This is a genomic window from Planococcus sp. MB-3u-03, from assembly GCF_002833405.1.
Lineage (GTDB): Bacteria > Bacillota > Bacilli > Bacillales_A > Planococcaceae > Planococcus.
Genome location: NZ_CP025135.1, coordinates 514,065 through 536,777 on the forward strand (window position 1 = coordinate 514,065; position 22,713 = coordinate 536,777).

At 48.7% G+C, this 22,713-nt stretch carries 19 protein-coding genes, 9 tRNA genes, 3 rRNA genes and 1 pseudogene; 30 read left to right on the forward strand and 2 right to left on the reverse strand.

Annotated elements, in window-relative coordinates; genetic code table 11:
- Nucleotides 1–145 precede the first annotated feature (145 nt).
- From CW734_RS03880 to tsaD, 26 genes and pseudogenes are all read left to right on the forward strand, one after another.
- On the forward strand, nucleotides 146–1,042 hold the full coding sequence (locus tag CW734_RS03880; protein ID WP_101189515.1) for an RsbT co-antagonist protein RsbRA: 897 nt from the start codon (nucleotides 146–148) through the stop codon (nucleotides 1,040–1,042).
- Nucleotides 972–1,334 (forward strand): STAS domain-containing protein, encoded by a 363-nt coding sequence (locus CW734_RS03885; protein ID WP_058381774.1) that lies wholly within the window; start codon nucleotides 972–974, stop codon nucleotides 1,332–1,334. The genes CW734_RS03880 and CW734_RS03885 overlap by 71 nt, the downstream gene beginning before the upstream one ends.
- Nucleotides 1,335–1,336: 2 nt before the next feature.
- Nucleotides 1,337–1,738, forward strand: a complete 402-nt coding sequence (locus tag CW734_RS03890; protein ID WP_058381773.1) for an anti-sigma regulatory factor — start codon at nucleotides 1,337–1,339, stop codon at nucleotides 1,736–1,738.
- Nucleotides 1,739–1,750: 12 nt separating this feature from the next.
- Nucleotides 1,751–2,752: a PP2C family protein-serine/threonine phosphatase gene (locus tag CW734_RS03895; RefSeq protein ID WP_101189516.1), complete on the forward strand. Its 1,002-nt coding sequence runs from the start codon at nucleotides 1,751–1,753 to the stop codon at nucleotides 2,750–2,752.
- Between the two features lie 94 nt (nucleotides 2,753–2,846).
- Nucleotides 2,847–3,179 (forward strand): anti-sigma factor antagonist, encoded by a 333-nt coding sequence (locus CW734_RS03900; protein WP_101189517.1) that lies wholly within the window; start codon nucleotides 2,847–2,849, stop codon nucleotides 3,177–3,179.
- Nucleotides 3,180–3,181: 2 nt separating this feature from the next.
- The gene (rsbW, locus tag CW734_RS03905; RefSeq protein ID WP_058381770.1) at nucleotides 3,182–3,652 is read left to right on the forward strand and encodes an anti-sigma B factor RsbW; all 471 of its coding nucleotides are present in this window, start codon (nucleotides 3,182–3,184) and stop codon (nucleotides 3,650–3,652) included.
- Nucleotides 3,630–4,412: an RNA polymerase sigma factor SigB gene (sigB, locus tag CW734_RS03910; protein WP_058381769.1), complete on the forward strand. Its 783-nt coding sequence runs from the start codon at nucleotides 3,630–3,632 to the stop codon at nucleotides 4,410–4,412. Before rsbW ends, sigB begins: the two co-directional genes overlap by 23 nt.
- Complete coding sequence (locus tag CW734_RS03915; RefSeq protein ID WP_101189518.1) at nucleotides 4,412–5,011, forward strand: PP2C family serine/threonine-protein phosphatase; 600 nt, start codon at nucleotides 4,412–4,414, stop codon at nucleotides 5,009–5,011. The genes sigB and CW734_RS03915 overlap by 1 nt, the downstream gene beginning before the upstream one ends.
- Nucleotides 5,012–5,109: 98 nt before the next feature.
- Nucleotides 5,110–7,287, forward strand: a pseudogene (locus CW734_RS03920) (Tex family protein).
- A gap of 1 nt (nucleotide 7,288) precedes the next feature.
- Entirely contained in the window at nucleotides 7,289–7,753 is a 465-nt protein-coding gene (locus CW734_RS03925; protein WP_101189519.1) for a SprT family protein, read from the forward strand.
- 363 nt (nucleotides 7,754–8,116) lie between these two features.
- A tRNA-Asn gene (locus tag CW734_RS03930) sits at nucleotides 8,117–8,191 on the forward strand.
- A gap of 7 nt (nucleotides 8,192–8,198) precedes the next feature.
- A tRNA-Glu gene (locus CW734_RS03935) sits at nucleotides 8,199–8,272 on the forward strand.
- A gap of 67 nt (nucleotides 8,273–8,339) precedes the next feature.
- Nucleotides 8,340–8,415, forward strand: a tRNA-Met gene (locus CW734_RS03940).
- A 3-nt stretch (nucleotides 8,416–8,418) separates the two neighbouring features.
- Nucleotides 8,419–8,494: transfer RNA gene (locus CW734_RS03945), tRNA-Asp, on the forward strand.
- A gap of 8 nt (nucleotides 8,495–8,502) precedes the next feature.
- A tRNA-Gln gene (locus CW734_RS03950) sits at nucleotides 8,503–8,577 on the forward strand.
- A 99-nt stretch (nucleotides 8,578–8,676) separates the two neighbouring features.
- Nucleotides 8,677–8,762, forward strand: a tRNA-Leu gene (locus tag CW734_RS03955).
- A 19-nt stretch (nucleotides 8,763–8,781) separates the two neighbouring features.
- Nucleotides 8,782–8,858: transfer RNA gene (locus CW734_RS03960), tRNA-Arg, on the forward strand.
- Nucleotides 8,859–8,878: 20 nt separating this feature from the next.
- Nucleotides 8,879–8,951 (forward strand) — tRNA-Gly (locus CW734_RS03965).
- 233 nt (nucleotides 8,952–9,184) lie between these two features.
- Nucleotides 9,185–10,724, forward strand: a 16S ribosomal RNA gene (locus tag CW734_RS03970).
- Between the two features lie 187 nt (nucleotides 10,725–10,911).
- Nucleotides 10,912–13,829 (forward strand): 23S ribosomal RNA (locus CW734_RS03975).
- A 64-nt stretch (nucleotides 13,830–13,893) separates the two neighbouring features.
- Nucleotides 13,894–14,008, forward strand: a 5S ribosomal RNA gene (rrf, locus tag CW734_RS03980).
- Together the 16S, 23S and 5S rRNA genes with 9 tRNA genes alongside form the textbook arrangement of a ribosomal RNA operon.
- Nucleotides 14,009–14,017: 9 nt before the next feature.
- Nucleotides 14,018–14,090, forward strand: a tRNA-Asp gene (locus CW734_RS03985).
- 119 nt (nucleotides 14,091–14,209) lie between these two features.
- A complete protein-coding gene (gene tsaE, locus CW734_RS03990; RefSeq protein WP_101189520.1) occupies nucleotides 14,210–14,662 on the forward strand; it encodes a tRNA (adenosine(37)-N6)-threonylcarbamoyltransferase complex ATPase subunit type 1 TsaE in 453 nt (150 codons plus the stop codon).
- On the forward strand, nucleotides 14,659–15,351 hold the full coding sequence (gene tsaB / locus CW734_RS03995) for a tRNA (adenosine(37)-N6)-threonylcarbamoyltransferase complex dimerization subunit type 1 TsaB (protein WP_101189521.1): 693 nt from the start codon (nucleotides 14,659–14,661) through the stop codon (nucleotides 15,349–15,351). The genes tsaE and tsaB overlap by 4 nt, the downstream gene beginning before the upstream one ends.
- Entirely contained in the window at nucleotides 15,348–15,803 is a 456-nt protein-coding gene (gene rimI / locus CW734_RS04000) for a ribosomal protein S18-alanine N-acetyltransferase (RefSeq protein WP_101189522.1), read from the forward strand. Before tsaB ends, rimI begins: the two co-directional genes overlap by 4 nt.
- Nucleotides 15,796–16,815 (forward strand): tRNA (adenosine(37)-N6)-threonylcarbamoyltransferase complex transferase subunit TsaD, encoded by a 1,020-nt coding sequence (gene tsaD, locus CW734_RS04005; protein WP_101189523.1) that lies wholly within the window; start codon nucleotides 15,796–15,798, stop codon nucleotides 16,813–16,815. Before rimI ends, tsaD begins: the two co-directional genes overlap by 8 nt.
- Before the next feature lie 364 nt (nucleotides 16,816–17,179).
- On the opposite strand, the gene CW734_RS04010 is transcribed toward tsaD, so the two are convergent.
- Complete coding sequence (locus CW734_RS04010; RefSeq protein ID WP_101189524.1) at nucleotides 17,180–19,123, reverse strand: ABC-F family ATP-binding cassette domain-containing protein; 1,944 nt, start codon at nucleotides 19,121–19,123, stop codon at nucleotides 17,180–17,182.
- 130 nt (nucleotides 19,124–19,253) lie between these two features.
- Here CW734_RS04010 and CW734_RS04015 point away from each other — a divergent pair, with 130 nt between their 5' ends.
- From CW734_RS04015 to tatC, 3 genes are all read left to right on the forward strand, one after another.
- On the forward strand, nucleotides 19,254–19,886 hold the full coding sequence (locus tag CW734_RS04015) for a redox-sensing transcriptional repressor Rex (protein WP_101189525.1): 633 nt from the start codon (nucleotides 19,254–19,256) through the stop codon (nucleotides 19,884–19,886).
- 90 nt (nucleotides 19,887–19,976) lie between these two features.
- Nucleotides 19,977–20,189, forward strand: a complete 213-nt coding sequence (locus CW734_RS04020; RefSeq protein WP_101189526.1) for a twin-arginine translocase TatA/TatE family subunit — start codon at nucleotides 19,977–19,979, stop codon at nucleotides 20,187–20,189.
- Nucleotides 20,190–20,209: 20 nt separating this feature from the next.
- A complete protein-coding gene (gene tatC / locus CW734_RS04025; RefSeq protein WP_101189527.1) occupies nucleotides 20,210–20,983 on the forward strand; it encodes a twin-arginine translocase subunit TatC in 774 nt (257 codons plus the stop codon).
- 452 nt (nucleotides 20,984–21,435) lie between these two features.
- Here tatC and CW734_RS04030 read toward each other — a convergent pair whose 3' ends face one another.
- Nucleotides 21,436–22,206: a CPBP family intramembrane glutamic endopeptidase gene (locus CW734_RS04030; RefSeq protein WP_180956280.1), complete on the reverse strand. Its 771-nt coding sequence runs from the start codon at nucleotides 22,204–22,206 to the stop codon at nucleotides 21,436–21,438.
- A gap of 196 nt (nucleotides 22,207–22,402) precedes the next feature.
- Here CW734_RS04030 and groES point away from each other — a divergent pair, with 196 nt between their 5' ends.
- Complete coding sequence (gene groES, locus CW734_RS04035; RefSeq protein WP_101189528.1) at nucleotides 22,403–22,687, forward strand: co-chaperone GroES; 285 nt, start codon at nucleotides 22,403–22,405, stop codon at nucleotides 22,685–22,687.
- The last annotated feature ends 26 nt before the right edge of the window (nucleotides 22,688–22,713 follow it).

Genomic DNA, 22,713 nt, shown 5'->3' on the forward strand with positions numbered 1-22,713 from the left:
TTTTCTCGGGGTATTTTCGTATAGAAAATCATCATAATCGGGACGGTTCATCAAAAAAGATGTGAAATGCTCCGTTTTCCGATACAATGGATAGACAAGTATGAAATTGTGGCTGCAAGGGTCACCGGGAGGGTTTTACGACAAGATGAACAAACAAATGGCTACATATATACAAGAAAACATGACCGACATCATTGCCAAATGGCAACAAATGATGAGAGATGAGAAAGGCGAACCCTCATTTCAGGTGATGTCGGAAGAGATGGTGAACCAGACGAGCCGCGAATTCGCAGGGCTGATGACTTCGAGTCTTCTTGAAAGCCATCAAGTTTACGAAGACCGCTTGCAGGATTTTGCCGAGAAAGTGGTCCGCCTTGGCTGGTCGATCACGTTCATGACGAAAGCGATCGACCATTTTGCTGAAATCGTCTACGAAGGAATGCGTGAAGCCGGTACGATCCATCCGGATAATATGGATGGATTTATCCACGAATTTGCGAATTGGGCCACGCCGATCCGCAACAGCATGATCGACACGTACTCTAAAACCTGGGAGCGCACGGTCAGCCTGCAGAAGATTGCATTGCAGGAACTGTCCGCTTCCCTGATTCCGGTGTTCGATAAAGTTTCTGTCATGCCGCTCGTCGGAACGATTGATACGGAACGGGCGAAATTGATTATGGAGAACCTGCTCGACGGTGTTGTGAAACATCGTGCGGAAGTGGTGCTGCTGGATATTACAGGTGTGCCGGTCGTCGATACGATGGTCGCCCACCATATTATTCAAGCCGCAGATGCAGTGCGTTTGGTCGGGGCGAAATGTATGCTCGTCGGGATCCGCCCGGAAATTGCCCAGACGATCGTAACGCTCGGCATCAATTTGAACGACTTTACGACAACGAGCACATTGCAGCGTGGCGTAGAACAGGCGCTGGCGTGGACAAACCGAAAATTGTGGAGGTTGAAGAAGTATGAATGTGAGAATCCCAATTCTAAAACTGAAAGATACATTAATCGTTTCGATCCAATGGGAGCTGGATGACCAGACGGCATTGCAGTTCCAGGAAGATCTTTTGACTAAATTGCATGAAACCAGCGCCCGTGGGGTGGTCATCGATTTGACGTCCATCGATTTTATTGATTCATTCATTGCCAAGGTGCTTGGGGATGTCATCAGCATGTCCAGCCTGATGGGGGCAAGAGTGGTTATTACCGGTATCCAGCCGGCGGTTGCCATCACTTTGATCGAGCTCGGAATTCGACTTGAAGATGTTATGACGGCACTTGACCTAGAGAACGGCTTGGAGAAACTTCAACTGGAATTGGAGGCTTGAAGATGAGCGACCAATCCTCAGTGGAAATTTTAACGGAATGGGATATTGTTGCGGCACGACAGCTCGGGCGCAATGTCGCCAAAGAGCTCGGCTTCGGCACTGTGGACCAAGCGCGGATCACGACAGCCATCAGCGAGCTTGCCCGCAATATTTATTTATACGCCGGTCAGGGCAGGATTGAGATTCAGCAGCTGACCGAAAACGGCATGAAGGGAATCCTGATTATCGCCGCCGATAGCGGCCCGGGAATCCCGGATGTCAGAAAAGTAATGGAAGACGGTTTTACGACATCAGGAGGATTGGGTGCAGGCCTGCCAGGTGTCAAGCGCTTAATGGACGATTTCAAGATCGAAACGATCCAAGGCGAAGGGACAGATATACGGGCTACGAAGTGGCTCCGCTAGGGGGAACGCTAAATGCCTCAACACATTGAAGCACAGTATCAAGAAATTCTGAACGAATACGTAAAAAAGCAGACGGAGCAAAATTTGTACGTCGGCCAAAATTTCAGCAGGCAACTGATTCTGGAGAACATTTCTCCGGAAGAAGTGATCAGCATGCACAAAGCAGCCATCCGGGAGCTCTATAGTGATCTCCCGGATGTTGTTTGGCATTCATTCGATTTCCTGATTGAAATGATGATCAATTACGGCTTGGCCTTGCAAGAACGCCAAAGTTTACTGAAGCGCCAGGAAGAGCTGAAAGTGGAAATGGACTTGGCGGCAAATGTACAGGAAACTTTGCTCAAGACGAAATTGCCGTCGCTTGATGGGCTCGATATCGGCTTATTGTCGATCCCGGCCAAGAAGATGAACGGGGATTATATCTATTTTGTCAGTGATTATGATGGATACGCCGGAGTAGCTGTTGCCGATGTCATCGGAAAAGGCCTGCCGGCAGCTCTTTGCATGTCCATGATCAAATTCGGCATGGACAGTTTGAACAGCTCGCACGCCTTGCCGAAAGACGTGCTCGGTGTCATTAACCGGATCGTTGAAAAAAGCGTCGACGACTCAATGTTCGTGTCGATGTTCTACGCGAATTACGATGCAGGGGCAGCCAGGCTCACTTACGGGTCGGCCGGGCACGAACCTGCCATTCTCTATCGCGCGAATGCAGGGGAATTTGATGAACTCGAAGCAAAAGGCTTGTTGCTCGGCGTTTCCCCGGCCGCGGTTTATGAAGAGCATTCGATCACCCTGGACAAAGGCGATATGGTCATCATGATGACGGACGGGGTGACCGAGGGCCGGACAGAGGAAGGTTTTATCGAGCGCGAGGTCATTTACAAACTGATCGAGCAAAAGAAAGACCAACCAGCTCAGGCAATTGTTCAACATGTCTACGATGAGCTTGAACGGATGCAAAATGCAGAACTGCAGGATGATTTCACTTTAGTGGTTTACAAGAAGGTTTAATTTGATGTTTAAAGTCATTGAATAGCGGGTAACAAAGCTTAGAATGGCTTTTTTTAGCCGAATTGAATCATACAAAACGGGGTGTCATATAGAGATGAATATTCAAGTTAATTTGACAGAAAATGAAAATAAATTAAAAGGCGATATTCACGGGGAAATCGATGCGCATACAGCACCGGTACTCCGCGAAAAATTAGAAGCGTACCAGGCGCAAGAAGGCTTGAATGCCGAATTGGACTTATCCGGTGTCGATTACATGGATAGTACAGGCTTGGGCGTCTTTGTCGCGTTCTATAAATCCATCAACGCAAAAGGCGGCCATTTGAAACTGACTGGACTTTCGAGCCGCTTGAAACGCCTATTTGATATCACTGGCCTCGGCGATATTATGGATATTGAAGCAGCAGTCGGGAAGGGTGGGAATTAATCATGCGTCCTTTCGATTATGTAGAGATGCGCGTCCCGGCCAAATCCCAGTATGTAGGCGTTGCCCGTCTGACGATTTCAGGCCTTGCAAGCCGCATCGGGTTTTCTTTTGATGATATTGAAGATTTGAAAATCGCTTCGAGTGAAGCAGTGACAAACGCTGTACAGCACGCTTATTCAGAAGGCGAAGAAGGCGAAGTAGTCATCGGTTGTGCATTGTATGAAGATAAAATCGAAATCATGGTAGCCGACCACGGCCAAAGCTTCAACTTTGAAGAGACTAAGGCAAAAGTGGGCCCTTATCACGACCAGGAAGAGGGAGCGTTCCTGCGCGAAGGGGGTCTCGGCCTGTATTTGATCGAAACGCTTATGGATGAAGTGAAAGTGCATCATCAGGAAGGCGTTACTGTCTTTATGACCAAGCATGTTGAAGGAGAGCGGGTGGAAGAGGATGTCGAAACAATCTCATCCTAATCAGCCAACGAAAGAACAGGTACTGGAATGGATTGAAGCTTATCAAAAAACCGAGGACGAGGAAGCACAGACAAACCTTGTCCTTAATTACCGTCGTCTCGTGGAATCGATTGCCCGCAAGTATTCAAACGGGAAATCCTATCACGAAGACATCGCACAAGTGGGCATGCTTGGCTTGCTCGGTGCAATCCGGCGTTATGATCCATCCTATGGCCGCAGCTTCGAAGCTTTCGCGGTGCCGACCATCATCGGCGAGATCAAGCGCTTTTTGCGTGACAAAACATGGGCGATCCATGTGCCGCGCCGCATAAAAGAGCTGGGCCCACGAATCAAAGCGACTGTTGAAGTACTGACGACAGAGCTTCAGCGTTCTCCACAGGTTTGGGAAATCGCTGAATATCTGGATGTCGACGAAGACGACGTTTTGGAAGCGATGGAGATGGGCAAAAGCTATCAAGCGCTTTCCATGGACCATTCACTCGAGGCGGATTCGGACGGCAGTACGGTTACATTGTTTGATGTAGTCGGCCAAGAAGATGACGGATATGAAAAAGCGGATCAGCGCATGCTCGTGGCGGAAGCGATGAATGTCCTTTCCGATCGGGAAAAGCAGATCATCCAATACACCTACATAGAGCAGCTGAGCCAGAAGGAAGCGGGCGACCGGCTGGGGATTTCCCAGATGCACGTTTCACGCCTTCAACGAAAAGCTATCAAAAAGCTTCAGGAAGCTATTTTGGCTGCCGGCGGGGTTTCCTAGTGGAAGAAATTCGCCATGAAAATGTGGAAGCCTATGCCTACAACGCAGCGAAAAAAGGGAATTATGAATCCGGCGACAGCTATTTCACTGTTTTGACGGACGATTACTTTATTTGCTCCGTAGCCGATGGTTTGGGAAGTGGGCCTGTAGCGCGCGAATCGTCACAGGTCATCCCACAGATCCTGAAAGAATATCATCATGAGACGATCGATCAATTGATGAACCGCTTTAATGGTTTGATGATGCAAAAACGTGGGGCAGCAGTCGCTATCTTTAAAGTGGATTTCAAGAAACGTACATTGGAATACAGTTGTGTAGGCAATATCCGTTTCTATCTTTATAGAAGAGAAACCGATGAAGTGATTTATCCACTACCAGTCATGGGCTACCTATCGGGGAGGCCTCAAAAGCTGAAAACCCAGCTGTATACGTATTTGGAAAATGACTTGTTCTTGATTCACTCAGATGGCGTGGATTTACGCAATCCAAAAGCGATGATGAGAAGAGCAGGAGCGCCTAGACGTCTGTATGAAGACATTCTTGCGTCCATTCAAACAGGCGACGATGCCACATTAATTTCAGGAAGCCTTCTCCATTGAGGAGAGGCTTCTTTTTTTGTGGAAAAAGCAAGGGGGGCTTGTTTCTCCGGTTAACCATAGGCATGTTAAAATAGAGAGGCAGAAAGGAAGTGCATAGAATGGATACTCAGCAATTGCACGCATTAATCGCCAAAGAAGCCGGTGTCAAACCAAACCAGGCAAAGCAAGTCATTGAGCTGCTTGAAGACGGAAACACGGTGCCTTTTATCGCCCGTTATCGAAAAGAAGCGACCGGTTCATTGGATGAAGTTCAAATAAAGGCAGTAGAAGATCGTTATACATATATCCAGAATTTGGAACAAAGAAAAATAGATGTGATCCGTTCGATTGAAGAACAGCAACAATTGACTCCAGAGCTTGAAAAAGCCATCAAAGGAGCCACTGTTCTCCAAAGAGTAGAAGATTTGTACCGCCCTTATAAACAAAAACGCCGCACAAAAGCGATTATCGCAAAAGAAAAAGGGCTGCAGGGACTGGCAGATTGGCTTTTGAAACCGGGAAAGAACAGTTGAAAACCGCGACGGAACAATATATCAGCACTGAAAAGGGGTTGAAACAGCGGAAGAAGCGATAGCAGGAGCACAGGATATTTTGGCTGAACTTTTGCGGACGACCCTGATATCCGTGAAAAAGCACGTCGAATGACCCGTGATACAGGCTTGCTGGAAACAACGGCTAAAAAAGGGCATGAAGACGAGAAACAAGTCTTCCAAATGTATTATGAATACAGTGAAGCAATCAAAAAAATCGTCCCACACCGTATTTTGGCCATCAACCGGGGCGAAAAAGAAGGTGTATTGAAAGTGACTGTCACACCTCCAGTCGACCGGATCATCCGGTTAATGAAAGATAAATGGATGAAAACAGCAAGCCCTGCCGCGAAAGAAGTGGAAGAGGCAATAGAAGACAGCTACAAACGCTTGATCCAGCCATCCATTGAACGTGAAATCCGCACAGAACTAAGTGAAAAAGGTGAAACGCAGGCCATACACATCTTTTCGGAAAACCTTCGCAATCTTTTATTGCAGCCTCCGATGAAAGATAAAATGGTGCTCGGCATTGATCCGGCATACCGTACGGGCTGTAAATTAGCAGTGATAGATGCGACAGGGAAATTATTGGAAGTAGCGGTCATTTATCCGCATCCGCCAAAATCCGATCAAAAAGGCGCGAAGAAAATCTTACAGCGTCTAACGGACACCTACCCTATTGAAATCATGGCGATCGGAAATGGCACAGCATCACGTGAGACCGAACAATTCGTTGCGGATTTCCTCGGTGAAAATCCGAAAAAAGCATCTTACGTCATCGTCAACGAAGCTGGGGCCAGTGTTTACTCGGCTTCCGATGTAGCGCGTGCAGAGTTTCCGGACTTGCAAGTCGAAGAACGCAGTGCAGCTTCCATCGCCCGCCGCCTTCAAGATCCGCTTTCTGAACTCGTAAAGATCGATCCGAAAGCAGTAGGTGTTGGACAATACCAACACGATGTCTCGCAGAAAAAGCTGGCAGACCAATTGACCTTCGTTGTTGAGACTGCAGTCAACCAAGTCGGCGTGAACGTCAACTCAGCTTCAGCTTCTCTCCTTCAATACGTCGCTGGACTCAGCAAGACCGTCGCTGAGAACATCATTAAAGTGCGTGATGAAAACGGCCGCTTCACTTCCCGTGTCCAGTTAAAGAAAATTCCTCGCCTTGGAGCCAAGACTTATGAACAAGCAGTTGGCTTCCTGCGCATAACGGAAGGAAAGAATCCGCTAGACGCTACCGGCATTCACCCAGAAAGTTATGAAGCTGCCGAAAGGATCCTCAAGTTGATCGATGCGGACAAGAAAATGATTGGGCGCCCAGAAATTATCGCGAAGCTGGAAGACTTGGACCTAGAGTCATTAAGCCGGGAGTGGGAAGTTGGCAAAGTGACACTTAAAGACATTGTGGATGCGTTGAAGAAACCCTTCCGCGACCCGCGAGATGAGTTCCCTCAGCCATTGTTAAAGAGCGACGTCTTAAAGATGGAAGACTTAACTCCTGGAATGGAAGTGCAAGGAACAGTGCGCAACGTGGTCGACTTCGGAGCTTTCGTCGACATTGGCGTGAAACAGGACGGGTTGGTCCACATCTCTAAATTGAAAAAGGGATTTGTTAAACACCCACTTGATGTCGTGGCGGTTGGAGATATCGTTACTGTATGGGTCGACCAGGTCGAAAAACAAAAAGGCCGCATTGCCTTGACAATGTTGCCACCAAAAGAACAACAGCCTGATCTTCAGGAGAGATAAGATGACGAACGAAGAATTGACTAAGATGATTGCGGAGATTTCCCGCGACATCTTCGGAAAGCCATTCCGCCATCATGGCATATTCAACAAACGCCTTCGGACAACAGGCGGCCGTTACTTACTGGGTTCGCATAACATTGAAATCAACCCGGCCTCATATGAAAAGTTTGGCGGTGACGAATTGACGGGCATCATTAAGCATGAGCTGTGCCATTATCACCTCCACCTTGAAGGAAAAGGATACAAACATCGGGACAAGGATTTTCGAGAGTTGTTACAAGAGACAGGGTCTCCGCGCTTTTGTTCTCTCCTCGCAGAGAAACGACGGAGAACAAATGGCTTTCATCTATATGAATGCATCTCCTGTAAAACAGAATTCCCGAGAAGGATCCGTATGAACACTGCCAAGTACAGATGCGGACGTTGTAGCGGCAAGCTGCGGATGAAAAGAGAAAAGGATTTATAAAGAAAGAGCCGCTGAAAAAGCGGCTCTTTCTTTGTGTCTAGCAACTTGCAGTATTTTCTTTTCGCTAGTCGGAGATGAGCGAAAGAAAATGCTGGCGACTTGTATTCAATAGAAGAAGGGTAAGGGCGGACCTATAAAAGTTCGGAGGAATCACCCGCCGTTCATAGGTTCTCAGCCGTTCATGATCTATTAACGAAAGAGAAGTATGGGTCAGCTGAATGTTCTATCGCCTCGGCAAATTTGAAGTAGATTGCTAAACGAAACACTGAACTCAAATTAAAATGTAAAATGATGAATAAAAGTATTGACGATTCCTGTCAGGCTCTTTATAATAGAAAAAGTCGACAAGTACTTAAACATTATTCCGAAGTAGCTCAGTGGTAGAGCACCGCACTGTTAATGCGATGGTCGTAGGTTCGAGTCCTACCTTCGGAGCCATTTAATTGGCCCCTTGGTCAAGCGGTTAAGACACCGCCCTTTCACGGCGGTAACACGGGTTCGAATCCCGTAGGGTCACCATACATATATTGAATTACTTTTCTAATATAATACTTGTGTGCGATACAATTGAAAATATTATTATTGTCGCGGGGTGGAGCAGTTCGGTAGCTCGTTGGGCTCATAACCCAAAGGTCGCAGGTTCAAATCCTGCCCCGCAACCAAATGGTCCCGTGGTGTAGCGGTTAACATGCCTGCCTGTCACGCAGGAGATCGCCGGTTCGATCCCGGTCGGGACCGCCATTTTTCAATGGGGTATAGCCAAGCGGTAAGGCAACGGGTTTTGATCCCGTCATGCCCTGGTTCGAATCCAGGTACCCCAGCCAATTTCAGGGTTACTGAGACGAACTTCAACTTGAATGATTAGTTCTTGACAATGAAGATCTGAAGTTATATAATAGAATTTGTCTCAAAATATATTATTTGCGGTCGTGGCGGAATGGCAGACGCGCTAGGTTGAGGGCCTAGTGGGAGAAATCCCGTGGAAGTTCGACTCTTCTCGGCCGCACCATACATATCAATTATTATTTGCGCCCGTAGCTCAATTGGATAGAGTACTTGACTACGAATCAAGCGGTTAGAGGTTCGAGTCCTCTCGGGCGCGCCATTTATTTTCTATTATAATATGCGGGTGTAGTTTAGTGGTAAAACCTCAGCCTTCCAAGCTGATGATGAGGGTTCGATTCCTTCACCCGCTCCATCATTATTTTGAACCTTGAAAACTGAACAGCAAAACGTCAACGAAAGACGTCACGAGCGCCTTGGTGCGCGAACGGCTTTTGCGATGGTCGCCCCTGGGCGGTCGGAGCAATCAGCCATTCCGAACTTCGGTGTTCGTGACTTAACTACTGATCAGCGTATGCAGATCAAAGCGAATCGCGCGTCTTTTAGACGGCGATACGCCAGCAACTATTGAGCAATCAATACTACTCTATAATGGAGAGTTTGATCCTGGCTCAGGACGAACGCTGGCGGCGTGCCTAATACATGCAAGTCGAGCGGAGATCATGGAGCTTGCTCCATGATCTTAGCGGCGGACGGGTGAGTAACACGTGGGCAACCTGCCCTGCAGATCGGGATAACTCCGGGAAACCGGTGCTAATACCGAATAGTTTGCGGCCTCTCATGAGGCGGCACGGAAAGACGGTTTCGGCTGTCACTGCAGGATGGGCCCGCGGCGCATTAGCTAGTTGGTGAGGTAACGGCTCACCAGGCCACGATGCGTAGCCGACCTGAGAGGGTGATCGGCCACACTGGGACTGAGACACGGCCCAGACTCCTACGGGAGGCAGCAGTAGGGAATCTTCCGCAATGGACGAAAGTCTGACGGAGCAACGCCCGTGAGTGAAGAAGGTTTTCGGATCGTAAAACTCTGTTGTGAGGGAAGAACAAGTACCAAGTAACTACTGGTACCTTGACGGTACCTCACCAGAAAGCCACGGCTAACTACGTGCCAGCAGCCGCGGTAATACGTAGGTGGCAAGCGTTGTCCGGAATTATTGGGCGTAAAGCGCGCAGGCGGTCCTTTAAGTCTGATGTGAAAGCCCACGGCTCAACCGTGGAGGGTCATTGGAAACTGGGGACTTGAGTGCAGAAGAGGAAAGTGGAATTCCACGTGTAGCGGTGAAATGCGTAGAGATGTGGAGGAACACCAGTGGCGAAGGCGACTTTCTGGTCTGTAACTGACGCTGAGGCGCGAAAGCGTGGGGAGCAAACAGGATTAGATACCCTGGTAGTCCACGCCGTAAACGATGAGTGCTAAGTGTTAGGGGTTTCCGCCCCTTAGTGCTGCAGCTAACGCATTAAGCACTCCGCCTGGGGAGTACGGCCGCAAGGCTGAAACTCAAAGGAATTGACGGGGCCCGCACAAGCGGTGGAGCATGTGGTTTAATTCGAAGCAACGCGAAGAACCTTACCAGGTCTTGACATCCCGCTGACCGCCTAGGAGACTAGGCTTTTCCTTCGGGACAGCGGTGACAGGTGGTGCATGGTTGTCGTCAGCTCGTGTCGTGAGATGTTGGGTTAAGTCCCGCAACGAGCGCAACCCTTGATCTTAGTTGCCAGCATTCAGTTGGGCACTCTAAGGTGACTGCCGGTGACAAACCGGAGGAAGGTGGGGATGACGTCAAATCATCATGCCCCTTATGACCTGGGCTACACGTGCTACAATGGACGGTACAAAGGGCTGCAAACCCGCGAGGGGAGCCAATCCCAGAAAACCGTTCTCAGTTCGGATTGCAGGCTGCAACTCGCCTGCATGAAGCCGGAATCGCTAGTAATCGCGGATCAGCATGCCGCGGTGAATACGTTCCCGGGCCTTGTACACACCGCCCGTCACACCACGAGAGTTTGTAACACCCGAAGTCGGTGGGGTAACCCTTACGGGAGCCAGCCGCCGAAGGTGGGACAGATGATTGGGGTGAAGTCGTAACAAGGTAGCCGTATCGGAAGGTGCGGCTGGATCACCTCCTTTCTAAGGATAATATCGGAACCGATTCTTATGGATCGGGTTGACGTTTTGCGTTCAGTTTTGAAGGTTCACTCCGCAAGGATTGACTTTCAAACTTGTTCTTTGAAAACTGGATAGATCGACATTGATTAAGAAACAAGCATCAAGTAGCGTGATCGCTTTGCGATCAACTTATTTTTGACCATTCAGTGGTTAAGTTAATAAGGGCGCACGGTGGATGCCTTGGCCCTAGGAGCCGAAGAAGGACGGCACTAACACCGATATGCCTCGGGAGCTGTAAGTGAGCTGTGATCCGGGGATTTCGAATGGGGAAACCCACTGTTCGTAATGGAGCAGTATCCATGTGTGAATACATAGCACATGAGAAGGCAGACTCAGGGAACTGAAACATCTAAGTACCTGAAGGAAGAGAAAGCAAATGCGATTCCCCAAGTAGCGGCGAGCGAAACGGGATCAGCCCAAACCAGAAGGCTTGCCTTCTGGGGTTGTAGGACACTCTATACGGAGTTACAAAGGAATGGATTAAGCGAAGCGACCTGGAACGGTCCGCAAGACAGGGTAATAGCCCCGTAGCTGAAAGTTCATTCCCTCCAGAGTGGATCCTGAGTACGGCGGAACACGAGAAATTCCGTCGGAATCCGGGAGGACCATCTCCCAAGGCTAAATACTCCCCTAGTGACCGATAGTGAACCAGTACCGTGAGGGAAAGGTGAAAAGCACCCCGGAAGGGGAGGAAATAGATCCTGAAACCGTGTGCCTACAAGTAGTTAGAGCCCGTTAATGGGTGATAGCGTGCCTTTGTAGAATGAACCGGCGAGTTACGATTGCATGCAAGGTTAAGGTGAGAAGCCGGAGCCGCAGCGAAAGCGAGTCTGAATAGGGCGAATGAGTATGCAGTTGTAGACCCTGAAACCAGGTGATCTACCCATGTCCAGGGTGAAGGTAAGGTAACACTTACTGGAGGCCCGAACCCACGCACGTTGAAAAGTGCGGGGATGAGGTGTGGGTAGCGGAGAAATTCCAATCGAACCTGGAGATAGCTGGTTCTCTCCGAAATAGCTTTAGGGCTAGCCTCAAGATAGAGAATCCTGGAGGTAGAGCACTGTTTGGACTAGGGGCCCATCCGGGTTACCGAATTCAGACAAACTCCGAATGCCAGTGATTTATGCTTGGGAGTCAGACTGCGAGTGATAAGATCCGTAGTCAAGAGGGAAACAGCCCAGACCACCAGCTAAGGTCCCCAAATATCCGTTAAGTGGAAAAGGATGTGGCGTTGCTTAGACAACCAGGATGTTGGCTTAGAAGCAGCCATCATTTAAAGAGTGCGTAATAGCTCACTGGTCGAGTGACACTGCGCCGAAAATGTACCGGGGCTAAACGGATTACCGAAGCTGTGGATGGACATCGTAGATGTCCGTGGTAGGAGAGCGTTCTAAGGGCGTTGAAGTCAGACCGGAAGGACTGGTGGAGCGCTTAGAAGTGAGAATGCCGGTATGAGTAACGAAAGACGGGTGAGAATCCCGTCCACCGAATGCCTAAGGTTTCCTGAGGAAGGCTCGTCCGCTCAGGGTTAGTCGGGACCTAAGTCGAGGCCGATAGGCGTAGACGATGGACAACAGGTTGATATTCTGTACCACCTCCCCGCCGTTTGAGTAATGGGGACGCAGAAGGATAAGGTGAGCGTGCCGTTGGTTGTGCACGTCCAAGTTGTGAGATGAGAAACGAGGCAAATCCGTTTCTATATAACATCAAGCAGTGATGGCAAGAGGTTTACCTCAGAGTCCCTGATTTCACACTGCCAAGAAAAGCCTCTAGCGAGGCGGGAGGTGCCCGTACCGCAAACCGACACAGGTAGGCGAGAAGAGAATTCTAAGGTGATGAGTGAACTCGTTAAGGAACTCGGCAAAATGACCCCGTAACTTCGGGAGAAGGGGTGCTCTGGTAGGGTGAATAGCCCGAGAGAGCCGCAGTGAATAGGCCCAGGCGACTGTTTAGCAAAACACAGGTCTCTGCAAAACCGTAAGGTGACGTATAGGGGCTGACGCCTGCCCGGTGCTGGAAGGTTAAGGGGGTGCTTAGCGCAAGCGAAGGTGCGAACCGAAGCCCCAGTAAACGGCGGCCGTAACTATAACGGTCCTAAGGTAGCGAAATTCCTTGTCGGGTAAGTTCCGACCCGCACGAAAGGCGTAACGATCTGGGCACTGTCTCAACGAGAGACTCGGTGAAATTATAGTACCTGTGAAGATGCAGGTTACCCGCGACAGGACGGAAAGACCCCGTGGAGCTTTACTGTAGCCTGATATTGAATTTTGGTGCAACTTGTACAGGATAGGTAGGAGCCAGAGAACCCGGGGCGCCAGCTTCGGGGAGGCGTCGGTGGGATACTACCCTGGTTGTATTGAACTTCTAACCCACAAGCCTTAGCGGCTTGGGAGACAGTGTCAGGCGGGCAGTTTGACTGGGGCGGTCGCCTCCTAAAGAGTAACGGAGGCGCTCAAAGGTTCCCTCAGAATGGTTGGAAATCATTCGCAGAGTGTAAAGGCACAAGGGAGCTTGACTGCGAGACGGACAGGTCGAGCAGGGTCGAAAGACGGACTTAGTGATCCGGTGGTTCCGCATGGAAGGGCCATCGCTCAACGGATAAAAGCTACCCGGGGATAACAGGCTTATCTCCCCAAGAGTCCACATCGACGGGGAGGTTTGGCACCTCGATGTCGGCTCATCGCATCCTGGGGCTGTAGTCGGTCCCAAAGGGTTGGGCTGTTCGCCCATTAAAGCGGTACGCGAGCTGGGTTCAGAACGTCGTGAGACAGTTCGGTCCCTATCCGTCGCGGGCGCAGGAAATTTGAGAGGAGCTGTCCTTAGTACGAGAGGACCGGGATGGACACACCGCTGGTGTACCAGTTGTTCTGCCAAGAGCATCGCTGGGTAGCTATGTGTGGCCGGGATAAGTGCTGAAAGCATCTAAGCACGAAGCCCCCTCAAGATGAGATTTCCCATTGCGCAAGCAAGTAAGATCCCTCAAAGACGATGAGGTAGATAGGTTCGGGGTGGAAGCGTGGCGACACGTGCAGCTGACGAATACTAATCGATCGAGGACTTAACCAACAAACTGAAACGCAAGTTTCCCAATGTCGATTTATCCAGTTTTGAGCGAACAAGCTCAACATAGTCCAGTGATGATGGCAAAGAGGCCACACCCGTTCCCATCCCGAACACGGAAGTTAAGCTCTTTTGCGCCGATGGTAGTTGGGGTTTCCCCTGTGAGAGTAGGGACGTCGCTGGTCTATAATTTTGGTCCCGTGGTGTAGCGGTTAACATGCCTGCCTGTCACGCAGGAGATCGCCGGTTCGATCCCGGTCGGGACCGTCATTCCAAAAAGTGAGCACAGCGAACCCGCTGTGCTCTTTTTCTATGGAAACAATATATTTTGATTTGCAAGGCTATCTCCGCTAAACTATGAAAAGACTCAAACGAGGTGAAGAGACATGAGCTTTACGATTACAGTGCAATCGCCGGATCAGACAGAGAAACTTGCCATTCGATTGGCTTCGCTTTTACAGCCTCAAGATCTTCTAACACTGGAAGGTGACTTAGGGGCAGGCAAGACGACTTTTACTAAAGGATTAGCAAAGGGGCTCGGCATCGAGCGAACAGTAAATAGCCCGACTTTCACTATCCTCAAACAATATGAAGGACGATTAAATCTGAATCATTTCGATGTATATCGCTTGGAAAATAGTGATGAAGATATCGGTTTTGATGAATTATTTGCGGAAGAAGCGGTGTCGGTGATTGAATGGGCTCAGTTTATTCATGATTATTTGCCGGAGGAACGCTTGGATATTGTGATTCGCCGCTTGTCTGAAGAGGGACGTGAAGTGGAGTTTCACCCGCACGGTGTCCGTTATGAAAACTTATGCAGGGAGCTAACACAATGATTTTAGGAATCGATACCTCGAATTCACCGCTAGCTATCGCTTTGGTGAAAGACGATACAATATTAATAGAAGAAACTCAAAATCTAAAGATCAATCATTCCTTAACTGCTATGCCGGCAGTAGAAGAATTGATGAAAAAAGCAAAAATTGCTCCAGGAGATTTAACACAAATTGTTGTTGCAGAAGGGCCTGGATCTTATACAGGCGTTCGAATTGGCCTGACAATCGCGAAAACTCTCGCATGGTCGTTGAAAATTCCGTTGACCACAGTATCGAGTTTAAAGGTGCTTGCAGCGAACGGACAGGGATTTAACGGCATGGTTTGCCCTGTCATGGATGCAAGGCGTGGTACCGCTTTTACTGCACTTTATGACGGGCTTGATCTGGCAACAGTTCTTTCAGATCGCCATAGCGACTTTAGGGCGTTCCTTGAACAAGTCCATACCGATGGACGTCCGGTTTTGTTTACGGGAATTGACCTTGAAATTCACCGCCCAGTGATTGAGGAAATACTGGGGGACTTGGCCCATTTTGCACCGTTCCAAAATAGGCTGCCAAGAGCGTCTAATTTGATTGCACTGGCAGCGGCTGAAGAAGCGAAAGAAGTCCACTATACGGTTCCTGAATATCGCCGGATTACCGAGGCGGAAGCGAATCTTACAAAAATGGACGAAGGAAAAAGCCAATGAATGAATCAGTGAAATTCCGGAAAATGACCATTCATGATGTAGATGCAGTTTATGAGATTGAAAAGCAATCGTTTACGCTCGCATGGACAAAAGAGGCGTTTGAGCAAGAGATGCTGAAAAATGAATTTGCTTATTATGTGCTGGCTGAAACGGCAGAAGGAATCGTCGGTTATTGTGGTATGTGGCTTGTCATGGATGAAGCACATATTACGAATATCGCCATTTCACCCAAAAAACGGGGCAAGAAGTTTGGGGAAGCATTGATGAGAGAGGCAATAAAAACTGCAAAAGCGCAAGGTGCGAAATTGATGACATTGGAAGCACGGGTCAGCAATATAGCTGCGCTTAATTTGTATAAGAAACTAGGATTCAAAAATGGTGGCATCCGAAAAGGTTATTATACGGATAACCAGGAAGATGCCATAGTTATGTGGGTGAATTTCGATGAATAAAGACATTTTTGTATTAGGAATAGAGACGAGTTGTGATGAAACAGCGGCTTCAGTTGTGAAAAACGGAACAGAGATCATCTCCAATGTGGTGGCATCGCAAATCGAGAGCCATAAGCGCTTCGGGGGTGTGGTACCGGAAATTGCATCGAGGCATCATGTCGAGCAAATCACTATTGTGATTGAAGAGGCTTTGCAGCAGGCGAATTTGGTGCCAACTGAATTATCCGCGGTGGCCGTAACGGAAGGACCTGGTCTAGTCGGGGCCTTGTTAGTTGGTGTCAATGCAGCAAAGGCATTTGCGTTTGCACATAGCTTGCCGCTAGTGGGTGTGCATCACATCGCGGGACATATATATGCGAATCGATTGGAGCAGGAAATGGAGTTTCCGCTTTTGTCATTGGTCATTTCAGGAGGGCATACTGAGTTGATTCTCATGAAAGAGCACGGTGATTTTACAGTCATCGGCGAAACTAGGGATGATGCTGCAGGAGAAGCCTACGACAAAGTGGCGCGGACATTGAACTTGCCATATCCTGGCGGGCCGCATATTGACCGATTGGCGCATCAAAGTGTGGAAGCGGTCGATTTTCCGCGGGTTTGGCTGGAAGAAGGATCCTATGATTTCAGCTTCAGCGGATTGAAATCGTCTGTGCTGAACTATATGCATAATATGAAACAACGCGGGGAAACGCCCGTGCCGGAAGCTGTTGCCGCAGGATTCCAAAACAGCGTCGTGGAAGTTGTAACGGCAAAAACTTTGCGCGCTGCCAGGGAATTCGCTGTACAACAAGTGATTGCAGCGGGCGGTGTAGCAGCCAATAAAGGGCTCCGCAAATCGCTGACTGAGACTTTTGAAAAAGAGAGTATCCCCTTCTTTATTCCACCGCTGCCGCTTTGTACAGATAATGCAGCGATGATTGCCGCAGCTGGAACGGTTATGTACGAAAAAGGATTAACAGGAGATATGGCCATGAATGGGCGCCCGGGCATGCCACTGAGTTCATGGATTTAAATAAAAGCATTGCCGCAATTTATTGAGAATTGCGGTAATGCTTCTTTTTTTATGAATAATATCCAAATCTTACAAGGACATAGAAATGTATTTTCTGTCAATAGAGAACATTTGTACTTATGCACAATTTGTGAATAAGCTGTTAACAACCTATCGATAAATAGTGGATTTCCTATATATTGTGGAGGGTAAGGTGGGAAACTATGTGGATAAAAGAAAAGAAGACTGTGGATAATGTTTATAACTCTGTTGATAGTTGATTTTACAACTCTTCTATTGTGTACAAATCTGTGGAAATATTTATTTTGATAAATGGTATTGACCTATATGTAGGGAAAAGAAAAACCGCATACCCAGTATGCGGTTAGGAATTCATTTCTTCAAGTTGTTCTTGCAGTTCGAGCCATTCGGCCATGTTTTCTTCGTGTGATTGCTTGAGCTTTTCAAGACGCGATTGCAAAGGCATGACGCGTTCGTGATCTTGGAAAATATCCGGCTCGCATAGTTGTTCTTCAATCGCGGCGATTTCTTCATCAAGTGCTTCCATGGCCTGTTCGATTTCAGTGTTTCTCCTGACTAACTGGCGTTCGAGTTTTTTGGCTTCTTTGTCGATTTGCGAAGTGGAGGCGGAGGTTTGAGTCTCCGGCTGTTTCGCTTTTGCTTCGAGTGCATCGAGTGCCGCAAGTTCTTCGGTTTCAAGCTTTTTCTCCACATAATAATCGTAATCGCCCAAGTACTCGGTGGTGCCGTCACGGGACAGTTCCACCACTTTAGTAGCGATCCGGTTCATGAAATAGCGGTCGTGGGAAACGAATAATAATGTGCCAGGATAGTCGATCAAGGCGTTTTCCAATACTTCTTTGCTGTCGAGGTCCAAATGGTTAGTCGGCTCATCGAGCAGCAAGACATTGGCTTTTTGCATCATGAGCTTGGCGAGTGCCACACGGGCTTTTTCGCCGCCTGATAAAGTTGATACCGGCTTCAGGACATCGTCGCCTGTAAACAGGAAACGGCCGAGGATGCCGCGTATGTCTTTTTCATTCACTTGAGGGTAGTCGTCCCATAATTCGTTGAGCACGAGCTTATTGCCTTTTAAATTGGCCTGTTCCTGATCGTAATAGCCGAATTGGATGCCGGTGCCGTAATGGATGTCACCGGCGAGCGCCGGCAATTCTTTAATGATGGTTTTGAGCAGCGTCGATTTGCCGACACCGTTCGGCCCGACAAGTGCGAGGCTGTCGGTGCGGTAAAGTTTCAGCGAGATGTTATTCGACACCGGCTGGTCGCCATAGCCTACTGCCAGCGATTGGACGTTCAAGACGTCATTGCCGCTTTGCTTTTGGATATCGAAGCCGAAACGTGCTGATTTTTCGTCGCCTTCCGGAGCTTCCATCCAGTCGGTCTTCTCGAGCACCCGGCGTCTGCTTTGTGCCATCTTAGTCGTTGAGGCACGGACCAGGTTGCGAGCGACATAGTCTTCAAGCTTGGCTTTCTCGCTTTGTTCTTTCTCATAATGTTTGCGGTCGAGTTCATATTGCTTCGCTTTTTCGCTCAAATAGCGGCTGTAGTTGCCGGTGTATTTGCGGACCTTTTTGCGCGACACTTCGTAGACGAGCGTGACGACTTGGTCGAGGAAATAGCGGTCATGGGAGACGATAAGCAATGCGCCAGGGTAATTCTTCAAGTAGTTTTCGAGCCAGCTTAGCGTTTCGATGTCCAAATGGTTGGTCGGCTCATCGAGGATCAATAGCTGCGGCTTTGCGAGCAGAAGCTTCGCCAGCATGAGGCGTGTTTTCTGGCCGCCTGACAGGGAAGTTATTTTCTTTTCATAGTCTTCCGGATAGAACTTCATGCCGTGCAGGACAGCGCGCGTATCGGCTTCGAACTGAAAACCCCCGGCATCTTTAAAATGGGTCTGGAGGAGGTCATATTCTTGCATGACTTTGGCGTTGCGCTCTGCGTCGTTGTAAACATCCGGGTCGGCCATCGCGGCTTCAAGCTGGCGCAGCTTGGTTTCCTGGTCACGGAAATGGGCGAAAATTTTCATCATTTCCTGCCATACGGTGGCGTCTGAATTCAAGTCGGTTTGCTGTTCCAAATAGCCGATCGTCAAATCTTTCGGCATGATCAAATCGCCGCTGTCGTAAGACATTTCCCCGGCGATGATTTTCAGCAATGTGGATTTTCCGGCACCGTTGCGGCCGACGAGTGCGACCCGGTCACGATGTTGGACTTCGAGTTTGGCGCCGGAGATGATTTCCTCTGCACCGAATGATTTATGGATTTGATTGACTTGCAATACGATCATTGGGGTCACCTCTATTCTTCTTAAGTGTAGCTGATGGGCGAGTGCTTCGCAATTGCGCAAGCCTTTACATATCAAGGCCTGTCATGTAAGATTGATACGATTTGACAACAGTTCAGAAGGAAGCGATCACATGCTTGACGAATCAGCGAAAATCCCGCAAGCAACAACGAAGCGGTTGCCCTTGTACTATAGGTTTCTCCAGAATTTCGCCAACGCCGGGCAGAAACGCATCTCCTCCCAGGAGTTGAGCGAAGCGATGAAAATCGATTCAGCGACCATCCGCCGCGATTTTTCCCATCTTGGCGCACTCGGCAAAAAAGGCTATGGCTATGATGTGCAGGAGCTCTTGGCGTTTTTCCGCAAGACGCTTGACCAGGATGAAGCGACGAATGTCGCCTTGATCGGTGTCGGCAGCCTCGGCAGCGCGTTCTTAAAATACAATTTCCACCGTAACCATAACACGAAAATCATCCTCGCCTTCGATACGAATAGCCCCCATGAAGGGAAGCAGATCAGCGGCATCGATACGTACCATCCGGATTTGATTGAAGAGAAGATTAAGCAGTATGGCGTTGAAGTGGTCATTTTGACGGTGCCGTCGCGATCGGCCCAGGAAGTAACCGACCGGCTCGCCCAGACAGACATTAAAGGCATTCTCAATTTTACGCCGGTACGCATTTCCGTGCCGGAACATATCCGCGTCCAGACGATCGATTTATCGGTCGAACTGCAAACTCTGATCTACCAGATCAAGCATGATTAACATAAAACCTTCACATTTGAACGGCCTTTGGAAATAGCCAACGGGCCGTGTTTCATGTACACTAGAAGCATACTACAGGAGGTGTCTGATATGGCTCCAGGTCCACTAAGTTTAATCATCATCGGGATTGTCGCGTTGCTGATTTTCGGTCCGAAAAAGTTGCCTGAACTAGGCAAAGCATTCGGTTCTTCCCTGCGCGAATTCAAAAACGCCACAAAAGGGTTGGCAGATGACGACGAAGATGACAAGAAAGTCGAAGCAGCAAAGAAAAATGATCTAGACAAGAAAGACGAGCACAAGTAACACGATAGGATGTTTGTCCGATGAACCAACAAAATGAAATGACGGTAGTTGAACATATAGGTGAACTCAGAAAACGGCTGGCCTTGATAGTCGTTTTCTTTCTGTTCGCGCTCATTGCGGGATTCTTTCTCGCCGAGCCGCTGATCCGCTATTTGCAATTCAGCGAAGAGGCACGTAATCTGACGCTGAATGCTTTTAAAATTACCGATCCGATTAAGATATATATGCAGGTCATGATGATCTTAGCATTGATCATCACGTCGCCATTAATCATGTACCAATTTTGGGCGTTCATTAGCCCCGGTCTCTCTGAACGTGAGCGAAAAGTGACGCTTGGGTATATTCCGTTTTCTTTGTCCTTGTTTATCGGCGGGATTGCGTTTTCCTATTTGGTATTGTTCCCGTATGTCATCGGATTCATGCTCAATATTTCGGAGAACCTGGATATCCAGGAGACGATTGGGATTAATGAGTATTTCCAATTCTTGTTCCAAATTACCTTGCCGTTCGGCTTTATCTTTCAACTGCCGGTATTGATGCTGTTCTTGACGCGCCTCGGTATTTTGACGCCGATGATGATGACGAAGTACCGGAAGTATGCGTATTTGGCGCTGGTGACGATCGCCGCGTTCATTACGCCGCCGGATATTATTTCCCATATGATCGTGACATTGCCGCTGATTTTATTGTATGAATTCAGTGTGGTCATTGCGCGCATTGGATATCGCAAGTTCCTGCGTGCAGAACAGCAGCAGGCAATTGCAGAACAGACAGAAGACCTTCCGCCGAAATGATGGCGGGAGGTTTTTTGTTTGGAATGGAACGTATAAAGAGTTTTAGAATGAAAAGTATTGGAAATAGAAGACTGCGCTTCAGGGGCACGCTTTCCGGAGGGCTCGCATTGAGCCGCTTCGTCGCTCCGCAAAACCACGCCTGCTCAACTCTCACGATGTTCGAGCTTCGCAAACGAATCCGCTCAATGCCTTTCGTGTATTCGCTTGCAGGGTCTCAATTGTCTCGCTGATCCTCCCGGAGTCGGCCCCTTTCGCTCCGTCTCTGAGTTGAGATTGAAAAGAAGTCACTTCACTAGAATTTCGAAGCGGGAAATATCATTAAACCAACCTTAAGGAATTTTGTGGCTCGATTATGGATGTGGAACTGTCGCCAATCAAATATTTCAACCCAGCTATGACTTAACAGAGATGGAAAAAACCGCTACTTCAACAAGGAAGTGGCGGTTTTTGGGTTATTGCAGGTTTTCCATTTGTTTGATGAAGGTTTCGATCTTGTCCATATTGAGCTGGATAAGCATGACATAGCCGTTCAGCAGGATGTGCGCGATGATCGGGGTGAGGATGCGCTTGGTCCGCTGATAGAGGGCTGCCAGGATCAGTCCGGTCGTGAAGTAGAGCAGAAGATGCGTGAACTCGAGATGGACGAGCGCGAAGACGAGTGCCGAGATGGCGGTGGCGATCCAGAAGTTCAGCGTCTGGTTCAAGGAGCCGAAGACGACTCGGCGGAAGACCAGTTCTTCGAGTATGGGGCCGAACAGGACGACCGCGATGATCGCGTACGGCACCACTTCAGCGATTCGGACGAGTGTCTGGGTATTGGCGGATCCCGGATCGATGCCGATTGCCATTTCGATCATGGCGGCGATTGATTGCCCGATGATCAACAACAGAAAACCGAGGACGCCCCAGCCGATTGCAGCGGGAAGGCTCGATTTTTTGCCTTTCCAAATATTGAAGAAGTTGCGGTCGCGCAAGATGAGAACCATCGTAACTAAAAAGCCGATGCCCATCGTCAGGAAGATCAGCCATCCGGAAGTGGAAGCGCGGGCGGTGGCATCGTCAAGCCCTTGGTCTCGGAAATAACCGAGTGTCGGGCCGATAAAGAGGATCGGCATGAGCTGAACGGCTACGAAGACGAGCAGGACCAGGAGCGGCGTACGCATGTTTTTGCGCTTATACCCTTTCGCTTTCGAGGGAGAGGCGGTTTTATCGGTTGAGGTCATGTAGTCAAATTCCTTTCTTTTCGCATGCTCCTTTTATTGTAGGGCTTAACGGAAAAAGGCGCAAAGAATTCAAAACGCCATAAGGTTTCTGCTTGCAATTAACTGAAGATTTTATTAAACTTATCTATGGGTTAGCACTCAAGACTAGAGAGTGCTAAATGACTAGAAGCTATTTAATTTGAGGAGGGTGTTTCAATTGTTAAGACCATTAGGAGATCGTGTCATCATTGAGCTCGTCGAAAAGGAAGAAAAGACATCTAGCGGAATCGTCTTGCCAGGATCTGCGCAGGAAAAACCGCAGGAAGGCAAAGTGATTGCGGTAGGGAATGGGCTTATCCGTGAAAATGGACAGCGCACAGAGCTGGACGTAACTGAAGGAGACCGCGTCGTCTTTTCGAAATATGCGGGCACAGAATTGAAATACGAAGGCAAAGAATACTTAATTTTACGTGAAAACGACATCCTTGCGATTGTCGGCTAAATAAGCATAAATTCTATTTAATAGGA

Coding starts and splice junctions, on each gene's coding strand:
- CW734_RS03890 (WP_058381773.1), top strand. CDS start 1,337: ATGAGCGACCAATCCTCAGTGGAAATTTTAACGGAATGGGATATTGTT.
- CW734_RS04010 (WP_101189524.1), bottom strand. CDS start 19,123: ATGATCGTATTGCAAGTCAATCAAATCCATAAATCATTCGGTGCAGAG.
- rimI (WP_101189522.1), top strand. CDS start 15,348: ATGAATGAATCAGTGAAATTCCGGAAAATGACCATTCATGATGTAGAT.
- CW734_RS03900 (WP_101189517.1), top strand. CDS start 2,847: ATGAATATTCAAGTTAATTTGACAGAAAATGAAAATAAATTAAAAGGC.
- CW734_RS04030 (WP_180956280.1), bottom strand. CDS start 22,206: ATGACCTCAACCGATAAAACCGCCTCTCCCTCGAAAGCGAAAGGGTAT.
- tsaB (WP_101189521.1), top strand. CDS start 14,659: ATGATTTTAGGAATCGATACCTCGAATTCACCGCTAGCTATCGCTTTG.
- CW734_RS03885 (WP_058381774.1), top strand. CDS start 972: ATGAATGTGAGAATCCCAATTCTAAAACTGAAAGATACATTAATCGTT.
- rsbW (WP_058381770.1), top strand. CDS start 3,182: ATGCGTCCTTTCGATTATGTAGAGATGCGCGTCCCGGCCAAATCCCAG.
- CW734_RS04015 (WP_101189525.1), top strand. CDS start 19,254: ATGCTTGACGAATCAGCGAAAATCCCGCAAGCAACAACGAAGCGGTTG.
- CW734_RS03925 (WP_101189519.1), top strand. CDS start 7,289: ATGACGAACGAAGAATTGACTAAGATGATTGCGGAGATTTCCCGCGAC.
- tatC (WP_101189527.1), top strand. CDS start 20,210: ATGAACCAACAAAATGAAATGACGGTAGTTGAACATATAGGTGAACTC.
- tsaE (WP_101189520.1), top strand. CDS start 14,210: ATGAGCTTTACGATTACAGTGCAATCGCCGGATCAGACAGAGAAACTT.
- tsaD (WP_101189523.1), top strand. CDS start 15,796: ATGAATAAAGACATTTTTGTATTAGGAATAGAGACGAGTTGTGATGAA.
- CW734_RS04020 (WP_101189526.1), top strand. CDS start 19,977: ATGGCTCCAGGTCCACTAAGTTTAATCATCATCGGGATTGTCGCGTTG.
- sigB (WP_058381769.1), top strand. CDS start 3,630: ATGTCGAAACAATCTCATCCTAATCAGCCAACGAAAGAACAGGTACTG.
- CW734_RS03895 (WP_101189516.1), top strand. CDS start 1,751: ATGCCTCAACACATTGAAGCACAGTATCAAGAAATTCTGAACGAATAC.
- CW734_RS03880 (WP_101189515.1), top strand. CDS start 146: ATGAACAAACAAATGGCTACATATATACAAGAAAACATGACCGACATC.